Source organism: Streptomyces sp. NPDC030798, from assembly GCF_055572275.1.
In genome coordinates this window covers 636,061-655,791 of sequence record NZ_JBVIDR010000002.1, presented here as the reverse complement: position 1 = coordinate 655,791, position 19,731 = coordinate 636,061, and the positions used below count along the sequence as shown (strand labels likewise).

The 19,731-nt window shown below is 70.5% G+C and carries 18 protein-coding genes and 1 tRNA gene; 7 read left to right on the top strand and 12 right to left on the bottom strand.

The window, feature by feature from the left end; all coding sequences use genetic code 11:
• Positions 1 to 79: 79 nt before the first annotated feature.
• Entirely contained in the window at positions 80 to 433 is a 354-nt protein-coding gene (locus ACZ404_RS07425) for a hypothetical protein (protein WP_468436833.1), read from the top strand.
• Positions 434 to 501: 68 nt separating this feature from the next.
• Here ACZ404_RS07425 and ACZ404_RS07420 read toward each other — a convergent pair.
• Positions 502 to 576, bottom strand: a tRNA-Val gene (locus ACZ404_RS07420).
• A 100-nt stretch (positions 577 to 676) separates the two neighbouring features.
• Positions 677 to 1,975, bottom strand: a complete 1,299-nt coding sequence (locus ACZ404_RS07415) for an IS200/IS605 family accessory protein TnpB-related protein (RefSeq protein ID WP_468436831.1) — start codon at positions 1,973 to 1,975, stop codon at positions 677 to 679.
• 606 nt (positions 1,976 to 2,581) lie between these two features.
• On the opposite strand from ACZ404_RS07415, the gene ACZ404_RS07410 reads away from it, so the two are divergent.
• The 3 genes from ACZ404_RS07410 (at position 2,582) to ACZ404_RS07400 (ending at position 4,953) form a co-directional block, all read left to right on the top strand.
• Entirely contained in the window at positions 2,582 to 3,976 is a 1,395-nt protein-coding gene (locus ACZ404_RS07410) for a hypothetical protein (RefSeq protein ID WP_468436829.1), read from the top strand.
• 95 nt (positions 3,977 to 4,071) lie between these two features.
• Positions 4,072 to 4,689: a DUF4383 domain-containing protein gene (locus tag ACZ404_RS07405; protein WP_468436827.1), complete on the top strand. Its 618-nt coding sequence runs from the start codon at positions 4,072 to 4,074 to the stop codon at positions 4,687 to 4,689.
• Positions 4,690 to 4,719: 30 nt separating this feature from the next.
• On the top strand, positions 4,720 to 4,953 hold the full coding sequence (locus tag ACZ404_RS07400) for an FmdB family zinc ribbon protein (protein WP_468436825.1): 234 nt from the start codon (positions 4,720 to 4,722) through the stop codon (positions 4,951 to 4,953).
• A 141-nt stretch (positions 4,954 to 5,094) separates the two neighbouring features.
• On the opposite strand, the gene ACZ404_RS07395 is transcribed toward ACZ404_RS07400, so the two are convergent.
• From ACZ404_RS07395 to ACZ404_RS07385, 3 genes are read right to left on the bottom strand one after another with little or no spacing between them, the layout of a single operon-like run.
• Entirely contained in the window at positions 5,095 to 5,916 is an 822-nt protein-coding gene (locus ACZ404_RS07395; RefSeq protein ID WP_468436823.1) for an HAD family hydrolase, read from the bottom strand.
• A complete protein-coding gene (locus ACZ404_RS07390) occupies positions 5,916 to 8,411 on the bottom strand; it encodes a phosphoribosyltransferase (RefSeq protein ID WP_468436821.1) in 2,496 nt (831 codons plus the stop codon). Before ACZ404_RS07390 ends, ACZ404_RS07395 begins: the two co-directional genes overlap by 1 nt.
• 22 nt (positions 8,412 to 8,433) lie before the next feature.
• Positions 8,434 to 9,600 carry an HpcH/HpaI aldolase/citrate lyase family protein gene (locus tag ACZ404_RS07385; protein WP_468436819.1) on the bottom strand — a complete coding sequence of 389 codons (1,167 nt, stop codon included), beginning with the start codon at positions 9,598 to 9,600 and terminating at the stop codon, positions 8,434 to 8,436.
• A 179-nt stretch (positions 9,601 to 9,779) separates the two neighbouring features.
• On the opposite strand from ACZ404_RS07385, the gene ACZ404_RS07380 reads away from it, so the two are divergent.
• Positions 9,780 to 10,574, top strand: a complete 795-nt coding sequence (locus ACZ404_RS07380) for a TerD family protein (protein ID WP_468436817.1) — start codon at positions 9,780 to 9,782, stop codon at positions 10,572 to 10,574.
• 30 nt (positions 10,575 to 10,604) lie between these two features.
• Here ACZ404_RS07380 and ACZ404_RS07375 read toward each other — a convergent pair whose 3' ends face one another.
• From ACZ404_RS07375 to ACZ404_RS07350, 6 genes are all read right to left on the bottom strand, one after another.
• Positions 10,605 to 11,342 carry a TerD family protein gene (locus ACZ404_RS07375; RefSeq protein WP_468436815.1) on the bottom strand — a complete coding sequence of 246 codons (738 nt, stop codon included), beginning with the start codon at positions 11,340 to 11,342 and terminating at the stop codon, positions 10,605 to 10,607.
• Positions 11,343 to 11,486: 144 nt separating this feature from the next.
• Positions 11,487 to 12,626, bottom strand: a complete 1,140-nt coding sequence (locus ACZ404_RS07370) for a DUF475 domain-containing protein (RefSeq protein ID WP_468436813.1) — start codon at positions 12,624 to 12,626, stop codon at positions 11,487 to 11,489.
• 49 nt (positions 12,627 to 12,675) lie between these two features.
• Positions 12,676 to 13,254 (bottom strand): TerD family protein, encoded by a 579-nt coding sequence (locus ACZ404_RS07365; RefSeq protein WP_468436812.1) that lies wholly within the window; start codon positions 13,252 to 13,254, stop codon positions 12,676 to 12,678.
• Between the two features lie 106 nt (positions 13,255 to 13,360).
• On the bottom strand, positions 13,361 to 13,936 hold the full coding sequence (locus ACZ404_RS07360) for a TerD family protein (RefSeq protein ID WP_468436810.1): 576 nt from the start codon (positions 13,934 to 13,936) through the stop codon (positions 13,361 to 13,363).
• A gap of 114 nt (positions 13,937 to 14,050) precedes the next feature.
• The gene (locus ACZ404_RS07355) at positions 14,051 to 14,509 is read right to left on the bottom strand and encodes a peroxiredoxin (RefSeq protein WP_468436808.1); all 459 of its coding nucleotides are present in this window, start codon (positions 14,507 to 14,509) and stop codon (positions 14,051 to 14,053) included.
• A 141-nt stretch (positions 14,510 to 14,650) separates the two neighbouring features.
• Positions 14,651 to 15,088, bottom strand: coding sequence for a DUF3052 domain-containing protein (locus tag ACZ404_RS07350; protein ID WP_468436806.1), 438 nt, complete (start codon positions 15,086 to 15,088; stop codon positions 14,651 to 14,653).
• A 441-nt stretch (positions 15,089 to 15,529) separates the two neighbouring features.
• Between ACZ404_RS07350 and aceE the strand changes: the two genes are divergently transcribed.
• Positions 15,530 to 18,277: a pyruvate dehydrogenase (acetyl-transferring), homodimeric type gene (gene aceE / locus ACZ404_RS07345; protein WP_468436804.1), complete on the top strand. Its 2,748-nt coding sequence runs from the start codon at positions 15,530 to 15,532 to the stop codon at positions 18,275 to 18,277.
• A gap of 78 nt (positions 18,278 to 18,355) precedes the next feature.
• Positions 18,356 to 19,096, top strand: a complete 741-nt coding sequence (locus ACZ404_RS07340) for a potassium channel family protein (RefSeq protein WP_468436802.1) — start codon at positions 18,356 to 18,358, stop codon at positions 19,094 to 19,096.
• Positions 19,097 to 19,262: 166 nt separating this feature from the next.
• Here the strand turns inward: ACZ404_RS07340 and ACZ404_RS07335 are convergent, their stop codons facing one another.
• Positions 19,263 to 19,571, bottom strand: coding sequence for a small hydrophobic protein (locus tag ACZ404_RS07335; protein WP_468437186.1), 309 nt, complete (start codon positions 19,569 to 19,571; stop codon positions 19,263 to 19,265).
• Positions 19,572 to 19,731 lie beyond the last annotated feature (160 nt).

Genomic DNA, 19,731 nt, shown 5'->3' with positions numbered 1-19,731 from the left:
CGGGCGGCACGACCACCCGTTCGACTGAACCTCAGGAACAGCCTCGCGACCCTAATTCGAACAGGCGTAGCATTGTCGCGTGGCTACGACCTATGACTTTCCGAGTGACCTGCTCGCTGGTCAGGAGGAGCTGCATCAGGTCCGGGCCGAGCTGTCGGCCCTGCTGAAGCGGCTCCCCTGGTCGGTCGAGCCGCTGGACGGCTTCAGCGACGACAACGGGTGGCGCAAGATCGAGCGCCCGGCGTCCCCGGGGTGGACGGAGGACGAACAGGCCCAGGTGGAGAAGCTGCGCCGACGCGAGCACGAACTCGCGGTGTTCGTCAGCACCCACCGCTACTGGTCGGACCTCACCGGCCCGGACCGCGCGGACGCCCGCAGCCGCCTGAAGCACGCGCACGAGACCCCGCAGAACGAGGAACCGGAGAAAGGCTGAACAACGACAAGGCCCAGACCTCCGGGTCGTACTCACCCGCGGGCCTGGGCCTCGATCATGTCCTGCACTGGTGGGCGCGGACGGTTTCGAACCGCCGACATCCTGCTTGTAAGGCAGGCGCTCTACCACTGAGCTACGCACCCGGGACAGGTCGACAGCCTACATGGCCCTGGGGCCTGCGCTGCAAACCGTGCTCCGGGTGGGGAGACATGCATCTCCGAGACCGAGCCGCAGTGTGTCCTGTCACCAGAACACAGGCTCAGCCGCGTGCCCCCAGCGGTCCCGGGCACGCTGGTCCCCCACTTTCGCTCCGCTCCCGGGCGACAACGGATCCTGTCCGTGGTCCGGTGAGCGGGGGCGGGGTCCCTCACGCCTCCGGGTCTCCGGTTCGGCCTGGGCGGTCCGATGCCCCGCACGATCACTCATGTCGTGCGGGGGCGGTGCCGTCCGTCGCCGCACCGGGTGCCCGAGGGCGCGCCGTCCGATCGCCACCGCCGCGGCATCGTGGCGAGTCGTCCTGCGTGTGGCGGTCGTCAGCGGACGCTGCCAGTGCTCAGCGCCCCACTGTGATGTGTACGCCGGGTCGACAGCGATGATCGCCACGTTCTGCTCGGCGGCCATGGCAACCAGCCGAGTCCGGAGTACTGCCGTCGGGAAGCGGGAGACGAGGCGGCGCAGCCGTGTGGTCCCCCCGTGCTCCCGGCCGGCGCCGTCCGCGAAATGAAGATCCTCGACGGCGATCGCCCGTGCTCCGCTGCGCCGGGTGAAGTGCAGCAACCGGGTCAGCGCATGCCGGATCTGGGCATCCCGGTGCTGTGCGCTTCCGGACAGGTCGTAGGCGAACCGCCGTGGCCCTCCCACCGGGTTGCCATGCCTGTCGAGGCGCCAAGCGGCGAGGTGGTGCTCGTTCATGTCCACGGCGACGGCACCACCGGCGAGGGCCGCGCCAGGGGGCAGCGCCGGGGCCGCCGCTCGCCGCCATGAGGCGGTGACATACCAGCGGCCGCGCAGTACGTCGTGATGGATGCGATAGGCCACCGCGCGGTCCCCGGAGACGCGGTCGCGCCATTCACCCGCCCGGTGGGTGAACACGACGGCCGCTTCGAGCACGTACCTGCCGTACGGGGCGTTGGCCAGATGAGCGAGGCCGGCCGGCAGCCTGATCGAGAGCTGCCCGGTGTCGGTGACGCGGATGGTCTCGTTGCCCCAGCGTTTGCCGGACTCGCCGTCGGCAGACAGGAACATCCGGGCGGCCTGCCAGCGCTCCCGCCAGGCCTCCCGGCTCAGCCCGGCCTCCTCCAGATGATGACGCAGGTGGGCAAGCTTCTTGCCGCCTCGCACCACATGCACCTTGAGCTCGGCCCAGTCCGACTCCAGGGCGGCCAGCCGGTGCTGGAGCACCCGGAGACGACGGGACTTCGCGTGCCACTGCGCTCGGGTCGCACACCCGCGCACCAGCCCTGCCCGCCTGTCGGACTTGGCCTGCAGTGGACGGGCCAGCCTGGCTTCGATCCGCGTGATCTGTCCCCGCAGCCACGTCATTTCGGCCGCCTGACCGCGCCTTGCCAGGGCCCACTGGTCGTCGGTCGCTCTGGTGATGCTGCCCGCCCACCTTGCCGAGGAGCATGCAGTCAGCGCCCGCTTGCGCACTGTCCTGGACGCGGCGTCGCGGGACGCACCCCGCCGTGACAACGCCGCGAGGTCTCTGGAGGCCAGCGCGCCGAGGAAGCTGCCCACCTCGGTCAGCACAGTTGCGTCCGCCGAAGAGGGCCGCAACCGAGCTCGGACGGACACGCCGGCAGGGCCGGACACAAGGAACGGCGGCTTCAGTTGCCGCAGCGCCGCCATCAGCCACCCCCCTGCCGAGACGAAGATCCTTCCATCGCATCCAACGACGGCCCCCGGAGAAGGTCACCCATGCGATCCGGGAACTCCTGTCCCCTTCGAGAGGTCGGCAGCGGCCGGCGGAACCGGTCGTGCTGCCGCGGGACCGTCTGGGACGCCCTGAGCCGGCAGGCTCGCCCGGCGGCCCGCGGCTCGGGCGGCCAAGTCGTGGTTCTGAGCGCGAACTGAACGGCTCGTGTGTTCGTCTTTCTCGGGTGGGAGAATGACAGCAGCCAGGGGTGGATCACAGCACGGGAGAGGGATGTGACGGCGACACCGGGCACGTCAGGGACGCAGTCGTACCCGTCGTCGCCGGAGCCTCGGGCCCGGGGCGGGTTCGGGGTGCTGCGGGACACACTCGTGCTGATGAGCCTGCCGGTGCTGGCCGTGCTGGTGGTGCCGGGCGCGTTCGCCGGGGGTGGTACGCGGCGCTGGTTCGGGGGGCGGGCCGAGAGTCAGCGGGCCGAGGCGCAGGCCGCGAAGGACGCCGCCGCGGCCGCGTTCTACGAACTGGACACCGCCCAGCGGGATCTGCGGATCTCCGTCGAGACGATCACGGCGGTGGACGATTCCCCCGCCGCCCGGCGTGCCGTCTCCGACTTCGCGGCGCTCGGGCGGCGCATCGACGAGGTCAGCCAGCGGTACATCCAGGCCGTCGACGCCCATGACCTGGACCGGGACGATCTGGAGGTGGCAGCCGCTGTTCGGGCGCGCGGTGAGCTGAGCGCGGCCAAGGACGAGCTGGTGCGGGTCAAGCAGGAGCTGGACCGTTTCGGCGAGGGTCTGGCGCCGTTGCTCGGCAAGGCCGAGACGCAGCTCGCCCGGCTGGCCCCCGCCGTGGAGCGGGCCCGGCAGGCGCTGCTGGGCGCGAGCAACGCGCTGGACGCCGTACGCGCGAAGGGCCTCGGGGCCGACGACCTCGCCGCCCGGCTCGCCGCGCTCTCCCCCGAGCTGACCAGGCTGAACCAGGGCGCCGGGCAGCACGGTGTGGCGCCGACGCTGGAGCGGGCCGAGCGGGTGCAGCGGGAGGCCGCCGCGATCCGGGTGGAGGCCGAGCGGCTGCCGGAGAAGGCGGCCGAGATCGATCACCGGCTGGTCAGTCTGCGCACCCGGGCGCAGGCGCTGACCACGCGGGCGGGGCAGGTCGACCCGGTGCTGAGCGAGTTGCGGCGGCGGTTCGCGGCCGCGTGCTGGCAGGACCTGCAGCAGGTGCCCGCGCAGGCCGCGGAGAACGTCCGGCAGGCCGAGCTGAAGCTGCGCGAGGCGCAGGCGGCCCGGGACGCCCAGCGCTGGCCGGACGCGACGTCGCTGCTGTCGACGGTGCGGGCCCTGCTGAACACCACCGACGAGGCGGTCTCGGCCGCCGGGGACCGGCTGCAGCGGCTGAACGCGGTGCAGAAGGATCCGCAGGGTGAGATCGAGCGGACCCGGTTCGCGATCCGGGACGCGCAGCGGCTGGCCATGACGGGGCGCACGACGCCCGATCCGCGGCACGCGCGGCCGCTGGACGACGCGGTGGCCCGGCTGGAGCGGGCGGTCGGGACGCTGGAGGGCCGGCACCCCGACTACTGGCACTTCCTGACCGAGACGGAGGCCGTGCGGCAGACGGCGGCGCGGGTGGTGGCGCAGATCCGCGAGGAGCGGGGCGCCGGCCACTGAGCCGGGGGCTGAGCTGCGTGTGTTGCCGGGGCGGGGCGGGCAGGCGGATATTGAAATGGATGGATGGCCTCCGCTAGCGCCCGAGGGAGGCGGACATGGCCACACACGCACCAGTGCACGCGAGGCCGCGGCGGCGGATCTCGTTCGACGAGCACCTGCCCGTCGACCACAAGCTGAACACGGTCTACCGGATCGGCGCGGGGCTGATCGGCGTGTTTCTCGTCGTCTTCGGCATCCTGGGGCTGATCAACCACATCGGCTTCTTCAGCCTCAGCGGTGACCGGGTCGCCGGGCTGAACAGCAACGGCACGCTGAGTGTGCTGTCGATCGTCGTCGGGGCGATTCTGCTCGCCGGCATGGCGATCGGCGGGAACGTGGCGTCCACGCTGAACATGGTGTTCGGGGTGCTGTTCCTGCTGAACGGTTTCCTGTTCCTTGGTCTGCTGGACACCGACTACAACTTCCTGGCGTTCAAGATCTGGAACGTGTACTTCAGCTTCGTGGTGGGTCTGCTGCTGATGACCTTCGGCATGTACGGGCGGGTCGGCTCGAGCCTGCCGACCGACAACCCGTACTACCGGGCCCGTCATCCCGATCCCCGTACCGAGCCTCCGGGGCGTGAGCACGAGACCGGCACGCCGCCGATCACGGTGGCGCTGCCCGGCGGGGGCGAGCAGGAGAAGCGCCGGTCCGACGGCTCCGGGATGGGGTGAGCCGGGCCGGGTGCCGGTTAACCTGTGCGCATGCCTCGCTACGAGTACCGCTGCCGTACCTGCGGCGACACGTTCGAACTGAGCCGCCCCATGGCCGAGTCCGCCGCGCCCGCCGCCTGCCCCGCGGGCCACGACGACACGGTGAAGCTGCTGTCCACGGTTGCCGTGGGGAGCACGGCGTCCGCCACCGCTCCGGCCCCGGCCCCCCGAGCGGGCGGCGGGGGCGGCGGGGGCGGCTGCTGCGGCGGGGGTTGCTGCGGATGACCTGAACGCCCGTAGGTCAACAGTTGTTGACCTACGGGCGTTGGCCTACGGGCGTTGGTCGCCGGGCAACAGGTGCTGAGCTGACCTACGGGCGTTGGCCGACAGGCGTTGACCTACAGCTGTTGGCCGACAGGCGTCGGCCTACGTGCGTTGACCCGCGGGCCGCGTCGCGCGCAGGAACTCGCGGGTGATCCGCTCCCCGGCCAGCACTCCCCGCTCCGGCAGCGGTGTGATGGCCGGGGCGGTCCAGTTGGTCTCCGCCAGTTCGCCGTGGCCGGGCCGCCAGCCCCGGTCGGCGGCGAGCAGCAGGTCGGCGTCCAGGAGGGAGTCGCCGGCCGCCAGGATCAGTTCCGCGCCGGTGCGCCGGGCGACCTCCCGTACCGCCGCGCTCTTGGTCAGCGGCTGCGGCACGGCGTAGATCTTGCGGCCCTGGAGCGAGACGGTCCAGCCCCGGTTCTCCGCCCAGACCGCCAGCTCCTTCACCCACTCCTGAGGCAGCAGCTCCCGCTCCACGACCAGGTAGGCGAACAGGTCCTCGGCGATCCGCTGCTTGCGCACCCACACGGGATCGGCGGAGCGCATCAGGTGCTCGCGGATCTCCTCCAGCGGCGCGCACTCGTCGGCGAGCCGGGCCCGTACCCCGGCGTTCCAGTCCTGGTCGGTGACGCCGTCCACCAGCAGGTGCCCGCCGTTGGCGCAGATGGCGTAGGGGGGCTGGGGGCCGGGGAGGTTGATGCGCTGGTACTGCTTGCGGGTCCGGGTCGTGGTCGGCACGAAGACGGCCGCGTCGCCCAGCTCGGTCAGCAGCTCGGCGGCCGTCTCGGTCATGTAGGACAGCGGCCTGCTCTCGTGCACCTCGACGCAGAGCAGCCGGGGTGCCCGGGCGTCGGGCATGGTCAGGGCCAGGGCCGCCGAGGAGTAGATCAGCGTACGGTCGAGATCGCTCGCCACCAGGACCGGCATCAGACGTTCACCGCCCGGCCGTCGGCGCCGGTGGCGCCCCGCGTGTACCGGGGGTGGATGAGCCCGACGCAGCTGTACGGCAGTTCGCCGACCTCCTCCACCGGTACTCCTCTCTGCTCGGCGAGCAGCCGGACGTGGTCGAGGTCGGCCCCGGCGCCGGCCCGCGCGAGGATCTTCCACGGTACCCGGCGCAGCAGGACCCGGGTGGTCTCGCCGACGCCGGGTTTGACGAGGTTCACGTCGTGGATGCCGTACTCCTCGCTGATGCGTTCGACGGCCTGCCAGCCGGCCCAGGTGGGGGTGCGGTCCTCGGTCATGAGTTCCTTGGCGGCCGCGTCGACGGTGTCGGCGACCTCGGGGAAGCGGGCGGAGACGGCGTCGAGGAAGGCCACGGAGACGTCGGCGCCGGCGAGTTCGCGGTAGAACTTGGCGCCGTGGAAGTCGTCCGGGCCGACCAGGTCGGCGCGCAGGACTGTGCGGGAGATCAGGCCGGAGACGGTGGAGTTGAGGCAGGCGGAGGGGATGAGGAAGTCCTCGCGGGTGCCGTGGGTGCGCACGCAGGAGCCGGGGTCGGCGAGTACGGCGATCTCCGGGTCGAAGCCGGTGATGCCCTCCTTGGTCTCGAACTCCTCGATGGCCTGGGCGAGTTCGCGGGTGATGGCGCCCTTGCCGGTCCAGCCGTCGACGAAGACGACGTCCCGGGGGTCGTGGTGGGCGGCGAGCCAGCGCAGCGCGGTGGCGTCGATGCCCCGGCCGCGGACGATGGAGACGGCGTAGTGCGGGAGTTCGAGGCCGTGCCGGAACTGTGCCCAGCGGCGCATGAGGATGCCGACCGGGGTGCCCGCGCGGGCGAGGGAGACGAGGACCGGGTGCGGTGAGCGCTCGCTGATCACCGTCTCGGTGACGACGCCGACGGCGTGGGCGAGCCGGGCGGCCGAGGCGTCCAGGGCCGTCTGGAACAGCTCCTGGTACTGGGCGCTGGGCTGGTACTCCACCGGCAGCGACTCGGCGTAGTGGGCCCCGCCGCTCTGGATGGCCTCCTCGCGCTCCTCGGTCGGCGCCTCCAGGGTCACGTCCGAGAGGTCCTGGAGCAGCCAGCCGACCTCCTCGGGCGCGTACGAGGAGAAGGCGGGGCCGCGGAGGGGCTCGGGCAGCATGGCCGGCCTTTCGGGTGAGGCGGGGGGCTGGGGGACGTAGGAGGGGACGGTGGCGAGGAGGACGTGCGGGGTGTGGGCGGCGAGGCGGGCCAGCAGGCCGTCGGGGGCGTGCAGGGCGGGGGTGTCGGCGACGGTGTCGACGACGGCGACCACGGTGTCGAAGCCGGCGCCCGCGACGTTGTAGGCGTAGCGCTCGCCGGGGCCGTCGGCGGGGTCGTCGTGGGCGGGGAAGACGAGGCGGGTGCGGATGGCGTAACCGGGGTCGTCGACCGCGAGGACGGGCGAGCGGGTGGTCGTGGAGAAGCGGACCTCGGCCTCGGTGAGCTGCTCGAGTTCGTGGGCGAGTCGCAGTGGGGCGTACATCAGCTCCTCGAAGCCGAGCACGAGCACGCGCCGGGCGCCCTCGGGCAGTGCCTCGGCGAGGCGGGCGGCCATGCCGGGCAGCGCGGCTTCCAGCCGCCCCCGGTCCCCGGGCGTGAACCCGTGCCGTCCCCCGTCGCGCAGTCCGTGCGGCCATCCCAGGTCGACCCGGCTTGTTCGCCCGTACGACGGCTCGGACGAGCCCCCGGGGTGCGGCTGCTCGGGGGTGCCGCCCCGTTGCGTGGCGGCCGTCTGCGCCGTCTCGTGCCGTGCGACCAGTTGCTGCCCCCGCTCCAGTACGTCTTCCGGCAGTCGTACGGTGCCGGAGGCGGTGGCGATGAGGTCGATGTGGGTGCCCAGCTCGGCGGCGAAACGTTCCAGCCGGGCGGTGTCCCCGGGTGAGCGCATGTCGACCAGGGCGACCACGACGTAGCGCCGGCGGTGGTGGCGGGCGTGCAGGTCGCGGATGGTGTTGAGGACGGTGTTGCCGGTGGAGAACTCGTCGTCGACCAGGACCAGTGGGCCGCTGCCGGCCAGCAGGGCGGGGTCCTCGGGGAGCAGGAGGTGGGAGGTGGCGTGGGAGTGGGACTCCTCGAAGCCGCCCGCCGGGGCGAGGCCGGGCACCGGGCGGCGGGTGGAGTGCAGGTACGGGGCGAGGCCAAGGCCGTCGGCGACCGCGTGACCGAGGCCGGTGGCGGTTTCCGCGTAGCCGAGGACGACCGCGCGGGCGGCCTCCGTCTCGCCGAGCAGCGCGCGGACCCGGCGGCCCAGCCGCACGCCGTGGCCGTAGACCACGGACGGCGACTGCGGTACGTGCTTGCCCAGCACGTGGGAGACCAGCAGGTGGGCCCGCTTGGGGTTGCGGCGCAGCGCGAGCCCCAGCAGGGCGCGCAGGCCGTCGTCGCCCTCCAGTTCGACACCGAGTCGCTGGGTGACCCAGGTGCCGGACCAGACCCCGTCGTTCACTGCGTTGTTCATGCGTTCCTTGCTGTCGGGAGGGTCAGCCGGGTATGCCGGCGGCGAGCAGTTCGACGAAGCCGACGTCCTCGCCGGCGACGCCGAACACCTCGGCGCGCAGCAGGGTCCGCTCGGCCCAGGCGCGGTGCGGCTTCACTTCGTTCATCTTGTTCGTGTAGGCCGACCGGAGTACACCCCCGCCGCCGCGTTCCGGCCGCAGGATGTCCTGTGCGTCGCTGAACTCCTCGTGGCTGACCACGGACAGCGCGTGCACGGGCAGGACGTGGGAGGGGTGGATGCAGGTCTTGCCGAGCAGGCCGTTGGCCTGGTCGAGGGAGATCTCCCGCAGCAGCCCGTCCATCGCGTGTGCGATGAGCTTCTCGCGCAGTTCGGCGGCCCGCACCTCCAGGAAGGGGCTCTGCCGCAGCTGTGGCTTGAACATGCGCTCGGGTGCCCGGAAGTACTCCCAGACGGGTCCGGTGACGGTGAACCCGGTGCCGTCGGCGCGGGCCAGCATGTTGACCACGTCGGCGATGACGGAGGCGACGATCTGGACGTCGTAGGCGGTCATGTCGGGGGCCCGGCGCAGCCCGTAGGAGGAGCAGAAGTCGGTGACGCCGAGGCGCAGGGCGAGGACGCGGTCGCGGAACTTGCCGACGGCGCGGGCGATGCCCTCCAGGGTGTCGACGCGGGACTCGCGGTAGAGCAGCTCGGGGGATTCCAGGACCGGCATCGCGAACAGCCGGCGTCCGCTGTCGGCCTCGGCGTGGGCGAGGGCCTCCAGGAAGGGCAGGCCGCGTTGCTCGGTGAACTTGGGCAGGACGAATCCGGACAGCAGCCGTGCGTCGGGGCCGAGGCGGCGGACGAGGTCGGGGATCTGCTCGGGGGCGCGCACCCGGATGAAGAGCAGGGGCGGTTCCACGTCCGGGCGGGCGCCGAGGTCGGCGAACTGGCGGACGAGGTTCACCTCGCCGGCGGCGACGTCCGCGTCGTCGATGGAGTCCTCCAGGCACAGCACCATCGAGACCACGCCGCCGCGCGCCTGCTTGACGATGTCGTCGGCGAGCCGCGGCCGGGTGGCCGGGCTGTACAGCGTGGCGCCCAGGGCAGCGGAGAGCAGCCGGGCCGGGGAGTCGGCGGTGAACGCGCACGGCTCCTGGTGGAAGAGGTGCTGACGCACCTCGGGGGCGATGTGCCCGAAATGACGCATAGGACTCCTCACAGGGCGCATGTCGAGCCTGTGGATTCGGTAAAGGGTGGCCGGTAATAGTACGTAGGGATCATTGTCCGGGGTTCCCTCCCGGGCATGAATTTCCGGTAACTCCCCTGTGTCGACGGGCAGCGCACCCCGCATTGTCGTGCCCAGGACCGAGAAGGCAGGATGACGGCATGACGCACGCGATGCTGAAGGGATCGAACGTCCCGCTGGAGGCCACCACGGTGCGCGCGGTGCTGCGCTGGACGCCCGGGCAGGGCGTTCCGGACGTGGACGCCTCGGCGCTGCTGCTGGGGTCCGACGGCCGTGTGCGCTCCGACGAGGACTTCGTCTTCTACAACCAGCCCCGGCATCCGTCGGGCACGGTGTGGCGGCTGGGCAAGAAGCGGGGGACCGAGGGGCTGACCGACACGATCCAGTCGGACCTGGCCGGTGTGGAGCCCGGGGTCGGCCGCATCCTGCTGGTCGCGTCGGCGGACGGGGTGTCCTTCGACCGGGTCCCGGCGCTGTGCATCCTGCTGTACGACGCCTCGGTGGCCGACGGCGAGCCGCTGGCCCACTTCGAGATCAAGCCGGAGACGGGCGCGGAGACGGCGCTGATCTGCGGTGAGCTGTACCGGCGCGGGGAGGGCTGGAAGTTCCGGGCGCTGGGCGAGGGCTACTCCAACGGGCTGAAGGGGCTCGCGACGGACTTCGGCATCTCGGTGGACGAGTCGGAGGCGGAGGAGGAGCCGCGCCGGGCCCTGCCGGAGACGACGTCGCAGCCGCTGCCGCCGGAGCAGCCGCCGGCGGTCCCGGGGCGGCCGGCGTACGGCTATCCGCAGCCGGCGTCGTCGGCGCAGCCCGCGGCGTACGGCTATCCGCAGTCGGGCTACGGCTATCCCGAGCCGGTGCTGACGGCTCCGGACCCGGATTTCCGCCTCCCCCCGCAGGGTCCGCAGTTCGTCGGGCGCCAGGGCCTCTCGTAGGCGCGGACCCCGCTCCTTCCCGGGCGCGGACTAGCGGTCCGCCTTCGTCTTGTAGCCGCGGCCCCAGGTCAGCCCCCACCCGTACAGCCGGTCCAGTTCGCCCTGGAAGCCGTAGACGAACTTCACCTCGCGGCGGACGACCAGTTCCCCCTTGACGTTCTCGATCATCACGACGGCGCAGGAGCGGGCCTGCGGGTGCCGCTCGTCCAGGCCTATCTCGATGCGGGGGCCGTTGCTGGGGTAGAGGGTGACGATCGCGTGGGTGCGGTCGAAGGCGGGCGTCTGGTCGTAGATGTACACGAACACCAGCAGGCGCTTGATCGCGTCGCGGTGGTCGAGGTTGACGTACATCGTCTCGCCGGAGGCCGATCCGAACCGGTCGTCGCCGCTGAGCTTGATGTACGGCGGTGCGTTGACGTCGCCGAGGTAGCCCCCGAGGGGCTGGACGACGCCCTTGGTGCCGTCGGTCAGCTCGTACAGGCAGCCCAGGTCGAGGTCGACGTTGACCATGCTCTGGCCGTGTCCGAGCACCTCCGGCGGCTTGAGGGCCTTGAAGGGGTGCCGGAAGAGGCTGGTGCGCTGGTTCCCGTCGAAGTCGGAGGTGCGCATCCGCCAGGTGAGGTTGACGCGCAGATGGCCGGTGGCCGCGTCCTGCCTGGTGAGGGAGACCTGCTGGTGCCTCTTGGTCAGTTCGATCGCCGTGGTCGCGGCGCTGCCGGAGTCGAAGTCGGCGGCCCGTCCGCCCCGCAGTCCGTCGAAGAATCCCATGTCCCGCCCCCAGGTCCTGCTCGATCGCGACGCCGTCGGGGCGGCCGGCCGTGCCGACCGCCCCGAACAGAGCGTTCCTCACCGGAGGGGGCACCAACCCCGCCGCGTCCCTGATCTTGCCCGTAGGGGGCGTGCCAGGGGGTGTCAGACCGTGGAGGAGACCTCGGCCTTCTCGTCGGCGCCCTCGCCGGCGGCGGCCAGGGCGCGGTTGCGGCGGACCGAGGACCAGAAGGACCAGGCGATCAGGACGACGCCGACGAGGCCGGTGACGACCTCGTTGATCTCGTACTGGATGGTGACCATGAGGATCACGGCCAGGGCGCCGATGGCGTAGTGGGCGCCGTGCTCCAGGTAGACGTAGTCGTCGAGGGTGCCCTGGCGGACCAGGTAGACGGTCAGCGACCGGACGTACATGGCGCCGATGCCGAGGCCGAGGGCCATCAGAACGATGTCGTTGGTGATCGCGAAGGCACCGATGACGCCGTCGAAGGAGAAGGAGGCGTCGAGGACCTCGAGGTAGAGGAACATGAAGAACGCGGCCTGGCCGGCGAGGACGACCGCGGAGCGCTGCTTGCCGGTGCGGGCGGCCTGTTCCTCCTCCTCGTGCTCGCGCTCCTCCTCTTCCTCGAGCTTGTCCTCGAAGTAGCCGGAGAGGCCGCCGACGACCATGTAGGTGATCAGGCCGGCGATGCCGGCGATCAGGACCGTCTGGGCCTTGTCGACGTGTCCGCCGCCGTGCTGGTGGGCGTGCGTGGCGAAGGTGAAGGAGGTGATGAGCAGGACGATCAGGGAGATGCAGACCGACAGCATGTCGACCTTGCCGAGCTTGGCCAGGGGCCGCTCGATCCAGCGCAGCCACTGGATGTCCCGGTCCTCGAAGATGAAGTCGAGGAAGATCATCAGCAGGAACATGCCGCCGAACGCGGCGATGGCCGGGTGGGCGTCGGTGACCAGTTCCTGATACCGGTGCTTGTTGTTCAGAGCGAGGTCGACGGCCTCGATCGGGCCCATCTTGGCGCTGATCGCGACGATGACGACGGGGAACACCAGCCGCATGCCGAAGACGGCGATCAGGACGCCGACCGTGAGGAAGATCTTCTGCCAGAAGGCGTTCATCTTCTTCAGGATTCCGGCGTTGACGACCGCGTTGTCGAAGGACAGCGAGATCTCCAGGACGGCGAGGATCGCCACGATGCCGAAGGCGGTCCACCCCCCGTAGAACGCCGCCGCGACCAGACCGAGCGCGGTGACCGCGAACGACCAGCCGAAGGTTTTGAGAAGCACTGGCTACCCCATCGTGTTGGTACGGGTCTCCCCCGTGCCGTACTCAGCTTTACGAAACGTTGACTCCGAAGTCTAGAGCGATGCCGCGCAGACCCGACGCGTACCCCTGGCCCACCGCTCGGAACTTCCATTCGCCCTGGTAGCGGTAGAGCTCGCCGAAGATCATGGCCGTTTCGGTGCTGGCGTCCTCGCTGAGGTCGTAGCGGGCCAGTTCCTGGCCGTCGGCCTGGTTGACGACCCGGATGAAGGCGTTGGAGACCTGGCCGAAGGTCTGGCCGCGTTCGTCGGCCAGGTGGATGGAGACGGGGAAGATGATCTTCTCGCACTGGCCGGGGACCTTGGCGAGGTCGACCAGGATCGACTCGTCGTCGCCCTCGCCCTCGCCGGTGAGGTTGTCACCGGTGTGCTCGACGGAGCCGTCGGGGCTCGTGAGCTGGTTGTAGAAGACGAACCACTCGTCGCCCAGCACCCGGTTGCCGGCGCCGCACAGCAGGGCGCTGGCGTCGAGGTCGAAGGGTGCGCCGGTGGTGGAGCGGGCGTCCCAGCCGAGCCCGATCATGACGTTGGTGAGATTGGGTGCGGCCTTGGAGAGGGAGACGTTGCCTCCCTTGGCGAGCGTGACGCCCATGATGGTGGTCCTCCCCTAGTGGTGCTTCCCTGGTTGTCCTGCGCGTCCGGCGCCGCCCGTAAACGGTGCGGCGCCGGACGGTGCAGGGGTCGTAACCCTGCCGGGATCAGACGTTGACGCCGAAGTCCTGCGCGATGCCGCGCAGGCCCGAGGCGTAGCCCTGGCCGATGGCGCGGAACTTCCACTCCGCGCCGTGCCGGTAGAGCTCGCCGAAGACCATGGCGGTCTCGGTGGAGGCGTCCTCGCTGAGGTCGTACCGGGCGATCTCCTGCTGGTTGGCCTGGTTGACGACGCGGATGAACGCGTTGCGCACCTGGCCGAAGGACTGCTGGCGGTTCTCCGCGTCGTAGATCGACACCGGGAAGACGATCTTCTCGATGTCCATCGGGACGCCGGCCAGGTTGACCTTGATCTGCTCGTCGTCGCCCTCGCCCTCACCGGTGAGGTTGTCACCGGTGTGCTCCACGGAGCCGTCGGGGCTCTTGAGGTTGTTGAAGAAGACGAAGTGCTGGTCGCTGGCGACCTTGCCGGAGTTGTTCAGCAGCAGCGCGCTGGCGTCGAGGTCGAAGTCGGTGCCGGTCGTGGTTCGCACGTCCCAGCCCAGACCGACGATGACGGCGGTCAGGCCCGGGGCCTCCTTCGTCAGCGATACGTTGCCGCCCTTGCTGAGGCTGACTCCCACGGGTCCTCCATGTGGTGTCCAGGGGCGGGGAGCCCCGTCGTGCTTCGGATATGGGATCAACGTGCCGATCCTAGTGACGGGTTCCCGCCCCCCGCAGACCTTGGACCCGGAGGATCACAGGGTGTCGAGCGCCTTCACGTAGTCGTTCAGGTCACGGGCGTCCGGCAGGCCGTTGACCACGGTCCACCGCACGACGCCCTCCTTGTCGATGATGAAGGTGCCCCGGACGGCGCAGCCCTTGTCCTCGTCGAAGACGCCGTACGCGCGCGAGACGTTGCCGTGCGGCCAGAAGTCGGAGAGCAGCGGGTACTCCAGGCCCTCCTGCTCAGCGAAGACGCGCAGGGTGTGGATGGAGTCGTTGGAGACGGCGAGCAGCTGGGTGTCGCGGTCGGCGAACTTCGGCAGGTTGTCGCGCAGCTCGCACAGCTCGCCGGTGCACACGCCGGTGAAGGCGAAGGGGTAGAAGAGCAGGACCACGTTCTTCTCGCCGCGGAAGTCGGAGAGCTTCACGGTGCGGCCGTGGTTGTCCTTGAGCTCGAAGTCGGGCGCCTTGTCGCCGACCTGGATCGCCATCGTCGTGCATCCCTTCGGTGGGCTGTTCGGGTGAGGGCACAGCGACGCCGGGTACGGCCGGCGCCGGGGTCCACCCTACGCAGTGATCACCGAGGGTCTGCGGCGGCCGGGCTGAGCCGTTCGGCCCAGCCCGGCCGGCGGTCACTTCTTGGACTTGGCCGCCTTGGGCGTGGCCAGGCGGCTGCCGCTCCAGTCCTTGCCGACGCTGACGCTCTTGGACGCGGTCAGGCCTGCGGTCGTCGCGGCTTCCGAGATGTCGCTCGGCTCCACGTACCCCGAACGGCCGGTCTTCGGCGTCAGGAGCAGGATGGCGCCGCCCTCCTCGATGTACGTGGTGGCATCCACCAGCGCATCCGTGAGGTCGCCGTCATCGTCCCGGAACCACAGCACAACGGCGTCGGCCACGTCGTCGTAGTCCTCGTCCATCAGGTCGCCCTCGACGGCTTCCTCGATGGCCTCGCGAAGCTCCTGATCGACGTCCTCGTCGTAGCCGATCTCCTGGACCACCTGCCCGGGCTGGAACCCCAGCCTGGCGGCAGGGTTCGTCCGCTCCTCCGCGTGGTCCGCGGTCGCGCTCACGGGTTGCCTCCTGATCATGTCTTGGTGAGTATCTCAGCCACGCGCGTGCGCGAAGCATTGGCCGTAGTCCACACGGGCGGGACCGATCGCGCAAGTACCCGGCCGTCCAGACCGCCGAAACGGTGACGATCCCGGCCGTGTCGTCGCAACTCCTGGCACCGTATCCCGATTCATCGTGACCCACATCACACCGATGTGCCCGCTTTGCGTGGTTCGGAATCCTCCACCTTTCCGCCCCTCGAACAACTTTGCAAGCGCTGTCACACCCCGGGCGTATCGTTGCTTTTCGACCGGCCCTGTGCCGCGGTTACCCCGCGGTAGAGATGACGTGCGCCTTTCCGAGGTACACGATGGGGAACGGTGCAGGCAGAACTGAGGCACGAGTTAGGCACGAGCAAAAACGCGAGCAAAAAAGTGGCCCTCTGACAGGTAAGGAACAGCGTGGCTTCCGGATCCGATCGCAATCCGATCATCATTGGCGGCCTTCCGAGTCAGGTTCCTGACTTCGATCCCGAAGAGACCCAGGAGTGGCTCGACTCCCTCGACGCCGCGGTGGACGAGCGCGGCCGGGAGCGGGCCCGCTATCTCATGCTGCGCCTGATCGAGCGGGCCCGCGAGAAGCGCGTGGCCGTGCCCGAGATGCGCAGCACGGACTACGTCAACACCATCCCCACCCGCGCGGAGCCGTTCTTCCCCGGCAACGAGGAGATCGAGCGCAAGATCCTCAACGCCACCCGCTGGAACGCCGCGGTGATGGTCTCGCGCGCCCAGCGCCCCGGGATCGGCGTCGGCGGCCACATCGCCACCTTCGCCTCCTCCGCGTCGCTCTACGACGTCGGCTTCAACCACTTCTTCCGCGGCAAGGACGACGGCCTCGGCGGCGACCAGGTCTTCTTCCAGGGCCACGCCTCCCCGGGCATCTACGCGCGCGCGTACCTGCTCGACCGGCTCACCGAGGCCCAGCTGGACGGCTTCCGGCAGGAGAAGTCGAAGTACCCCGACGGGCTCTCCAGCTACCCGCACCCGCGCTCGATGCCGGACTTCTGGGAGTTCCCCACCGTCTCCATGGGCCTCGGCCCGCTCTCCGCGATCTTCCAGGCGCGGATGAACCGCTACATGGAGGCGCGCGGCATCGCCGACACCTCCAAGTCGCACGTGTGGGCCTTCCTCGGCGACGGCGAGATGGACGAGCCGGAATCACTCGGCCAGCTCTCCATCGCCGCCCGCGAGGGCCTGGACAACCTGACCTTCGTGGTCAACTGCAACCTGCAGCGCCTGGACGGCCCGGTGCGCGGCAACGGCAAGATCATCCAGGAGCTGGAGTCGGTCTTCCGGGGCGCCGGCTGGAACGTGATCAAGCTGATCTGGGACCGCTCCTGGGACCCGCTGCTCGCGCAGGACCGCGACGGCGTGCTGGTCAACAAGATGAACACCACGCCGGACGGCCAGTTCCAGACGTACGCGACCGAGACCGGCGCGTACATCCGGGACCACTTCTTCGGCGACGACCACCGGCTGCGCGCCATGGTCGAGAACCTGACCGACCACCAGATCCTGATGCTGGGCCGCGGCGGTCACGACCACCGCAAGATCTACGCCGCGTTCAAGGCGGCCGTGGAGCACAAGGGTCAGCCGACCGTCATCCTGGCCAAGACGGTCAAGGGCTGGACGCTGGGCCCGAACTTCGAGGGCCGCAACGCCACGCACCAGATGAAGAAGCTGACGGTCGACGACCTCAAGCGCTTCCGCGACCGGCTGCACCTGCCGATCTCCGACAAGGAGCTGGAGTCGGGCCCGCCGCCGTACTACCACCCGGGCCGGAACTCGGAGGAGATCCAGTACATGCACGACCGCCGCAAGCAGTGCGGCGGATACGTGCCGACCCGCCTCGTGCGCTCCGAGCCGCTGCCGCTGCCGGACGACAAGGCGTACGCGACCGTGAAGAAGGGCACGGGCCAGCAGTCCATCGCGACCACCATGGCCTTTGTGCGCCTCCTCAAGGACCTCATGCGGGACAAGGAGATCGGCAAGCGGTTCGTGCTGATCGCGCCGGACGAGTACCGCACGTTCGGCATGGACTCCTTCTTCCCGAGCGCGAAGATCTACAACCCGCTGGGCCAGCAGTACGAGGCGGTGGACCGGGACCTGCTGCTCGCCTACAAGGAGTCGCCGACCGGTCAGATGCTGCACGACGGCATCTCCGAGGCGGGCTGCACGGCCTCGCTGATCGCGGCCGGCTCGGCGTACGCCACGCACGGCGAGCCGCTGATCCCGGTGTACGTCTTCTACTCGATGTTCGGTTTCCAGCGCACCGGTGACCAGTTCTGGCAGATGGCCGACCAGCTGGCGCGCGGTTTCGTGCTGGGCGCGACCGCGGGCCGTACGACCCTGACCGGTGAGGGGCTGCAGCACGCGGACGGGCACTCGCAGCTGCTCGCCTCCACCAACCCGGCGTGCGTGGCGTACGACCCGGCATACGCCTACGAGATCGCGCACATCGTCCAGGACGGCCTGCGCCGCATGTACGGCGGGGACGCCGAGCACCCGCACGGCGAGGACGTCTTCTACTACCTCACCGTCTACAACGAGCCCATCCAGCACCCGGCCGAGCCGGCCGACGTGGACGTCGAGGGCATCCTCAAGGGCATCCACCGGATCGGCGAGGCCGCGGGCGGCTCGATCCCGGCGCAGATCATGGCGTCCGGTGTCGCGGTGCCGTGGGCCCTCGAGGCCCAGCGGATCCTGGGCGAGGAGTGGAACGTCAGGGCCGACGTGTGGTCCGCGACCTCCTGGAACGAGCTGCGGCGCGAGGCCGTGGCCTGCGAGGAGCACAACCTGCTGCACCCGGAGGAGGAGCAGCGGGTGCCGTGGGTGACGCGGAAGCTGAGCGGGGCCGAGGGGCCGTTCGTGGCGGTGTCCGACTGGATGCGGTCGGTGCCGGACCAGATCGCGCGGTGGGTGCCGGGCACGTACCAGTCGCTGGGCGCGGACGGCTTCGGCTTCGCCGACACGCGCGGCGCGGCGCGGCGGTTCTTCCACATCGACGCGCAGTCGATCGTGGTGGCGGTGCTGACCGAGCTGGCCCGTGAGGGCAAGGTCGACCGGTCCGTGCTGAAGCAGGCCATCGACCGGTACCAGCTGCTGGACGTCGCGGCGGCGGACCCGGGGGCCGCGGGCGGCGACGCGTAACGCTGCGCGGCGTGGAGCGGTGACGGGCGGTGGAGCCGAGGTCTCCACCGCCCTTACCCTTTCTTTACGATGGCGGCCATGAACGATCACTCGGCCCAGGACCGCTGGGAGCGGTGTACCCAGCGGCCGTTGCTGGCGCTCGCGATGGCGTTCGCCGTCGCCTACGCCGTGCCGATCGTGGACAGCTCCGCCGACCACTCCGTGACGATCCTGTGCACGACCACCGAATGGGTGGTCTGGGCGGCGTTCGCCGTCGACTACCTGATGCGGCTGGCGCTCGCCCCGCGCCGCCGGGCGTTCGTCCGGGCGCACTGGATAGACCTGTGCGCGGTGGTGCTGCCGCTGCTGCAGCCGCTGCGGCTGCTGCGGATGGTCTCGACGCTGCTGCTGGTGGGGCGGCGGGCGCGGATGGCTCCGCAGATCCGGCTGACCACGTATGTCGTGGGGGCGGTGGTCGGGCTGCTGATGTTCGGGTCGCTGGCGGTGCTGTCGGTGGAGCGGGCGTCGCCGAACGGGAACATCCGGACGCTGGGTGATGCGGTGTGGTGGTCGTTCACGACGATGACGACCGTGGGGTACGGGGACCATGCGCCGACCACGGGGCTCGGGCGGATGATCGCCGTGGGGCTGATGCTGTCCGGGATCGCGTTGCTGGGTGTGGTGACCGCGAACATCGCGGCGTGGTTCATCTCGCGGTTCGAGAAGGACGACGTGGAGGAGCGGCGGCAGACGGAGGCGATCGCCTCGCTGGCGGAGGAGGTGCGGTTGCTCCGGGCGGAGGTGGCTCGGCTGACGGCGCGGGAGGAGCAGCGGGGCTGAGGCGGGTGGGTGCCGGTGCCGCCTGCGCTCGTCCGTGCCGCCCCCAGCGGCCACGATGGCCCGCAGCTGCGCAGCGACACTGTTCCCCGCGCCCCCAGGGCGTTGCAGGCGCCCGCGCACCAGGGGCCTGACCGCGGCCCCTGGCTGCGCGGGCGCGTTCGCTCGGTCAGAGCAGGCCGTGGCCCCAAGTTGCTGCGCCCGCCAGGGTGATGAGGGACAGCAGGGTGTCGATGGCGCCCAGGATCAGGGCCACCAGCGACGGGATGGTGGGGTTGGAGGACCACCTGCGGCCCATGGACTGCCAGCCGCAGAGCATCGCCACCGGGCCCAGGACGATACCCAGGGCGAAGAAGCCGGCCACGGCACAGATCGCGCCGATGATGCCGAGCGTCGCACGGTCCGGCCCGGTCCGTTGCCACGTCCGGCCACGCGACCGGGGGTACCCGCGCGTTCCGTTCCCGAAGGCTGCCATCATCAACTCCCTGATCGTCATGGACAGTTCGGGTTCGATGTGCGGGTACCCCGGTTCGGCGGGAGCAGACCTGCGCGCGCTGCCCCCCTCCAGCAGCGCGCGCCGCGGCCCGCGTCCTCCCATGCCCTGCGGAGGACTTGACCCACTGTGACCTGCGGCGCGC

Excerpts from the sequence above, each read along its gene's own strand:
- ACZ404_RS07415 (WP_468436831.1), bottom strand. The coding sequence starts at position 1,975 with ATGACGTGGCTGCGGGGACAGATCACGCGGATCGAAGCCAGGCTGGCC.
- ACZ404_RS07405 (WP_468436827.1), top strand. The coding sequence starts at position 4,072 with ATGGCCACACACGCACCAGTGCACGCGAGGCCGCGGCGGCGGATCTCG.
- ACZ404_RS07400 (WP_468436825.1), top strand. The coding sequence starts at position 4,720 with ATGCCTCGCTACGAGTACCGCTGCCGTACCTGCGGCGACACGTTCGAA.
- ACZ404_RS07395 (WP_468436823.1), bottom strand. The coding sequence starts at position 5,916 with ATGCCGGTCCTGGTGGCGAGCGATCTCGACCGTACGCTGATCTACTCC.
- ACZ404_RS07390 (WP_468436821.1), bottom strand. The coding sequence starts at position 8,411 with ATGAACAACGCAGTGAACGACGGGGTCTGGTCCGGCACCTGGGTCACC.
- ACZ404_RS07385 (WP_468436819.1), bottom strand. The coding sequence starts at position 9,600 with ATGCGTCATTTCGGGCACATCGCCCCCGAGGTGCGTCAGCACCTCTTC.
- ACZ404_RS07380 (WP_468436817.1), top strand. The coding sequence starts at position 9,780 with ATGACGCACGCGATGCTGAAGGGATCGAACGTCCCGCTGGAGGCCACC.
- ACZ404_RS07375 (WP_468436815.1), bottom strand. The coding sequence starts at position 11,342 with ATGGGATTCTTCGACGGACTGCGGGGCGGACGGGCCGCCGACTTCGAC.
- ACZ404_RS07365 (WP_468436812.1), bottom strand. The coding sequence starts at position 13,254 with ATGGGCGTCACGCTCGCCAAGGGAGGCAACGTCTCCCTCTCCAAGGCC.
- ACZ404_RS07355 (WP_468436808.1), bottom strand. The coding sequence starts at position 14,509 with ATGGCGATCCAGGTCGGCGACAAGGCGCCCGACTTCGAGCTCAAGGAC.
- ACZ404_RS07340 (WP_468436802.1), top strand. The coding sequence starts at position 18,356 with ATGAACGATCACTCGGCCCAGGACCGCTGGGAGCGGTGTACCCAGCGG.
- ACZ404_RS07335 (WP_468437186.1), bottom strand. The coding sequence starts at position 19,571 with ATGATGGCAGCCTTCGGGAACGGAACGCGCGGGTACCCCCGGTCGCGT.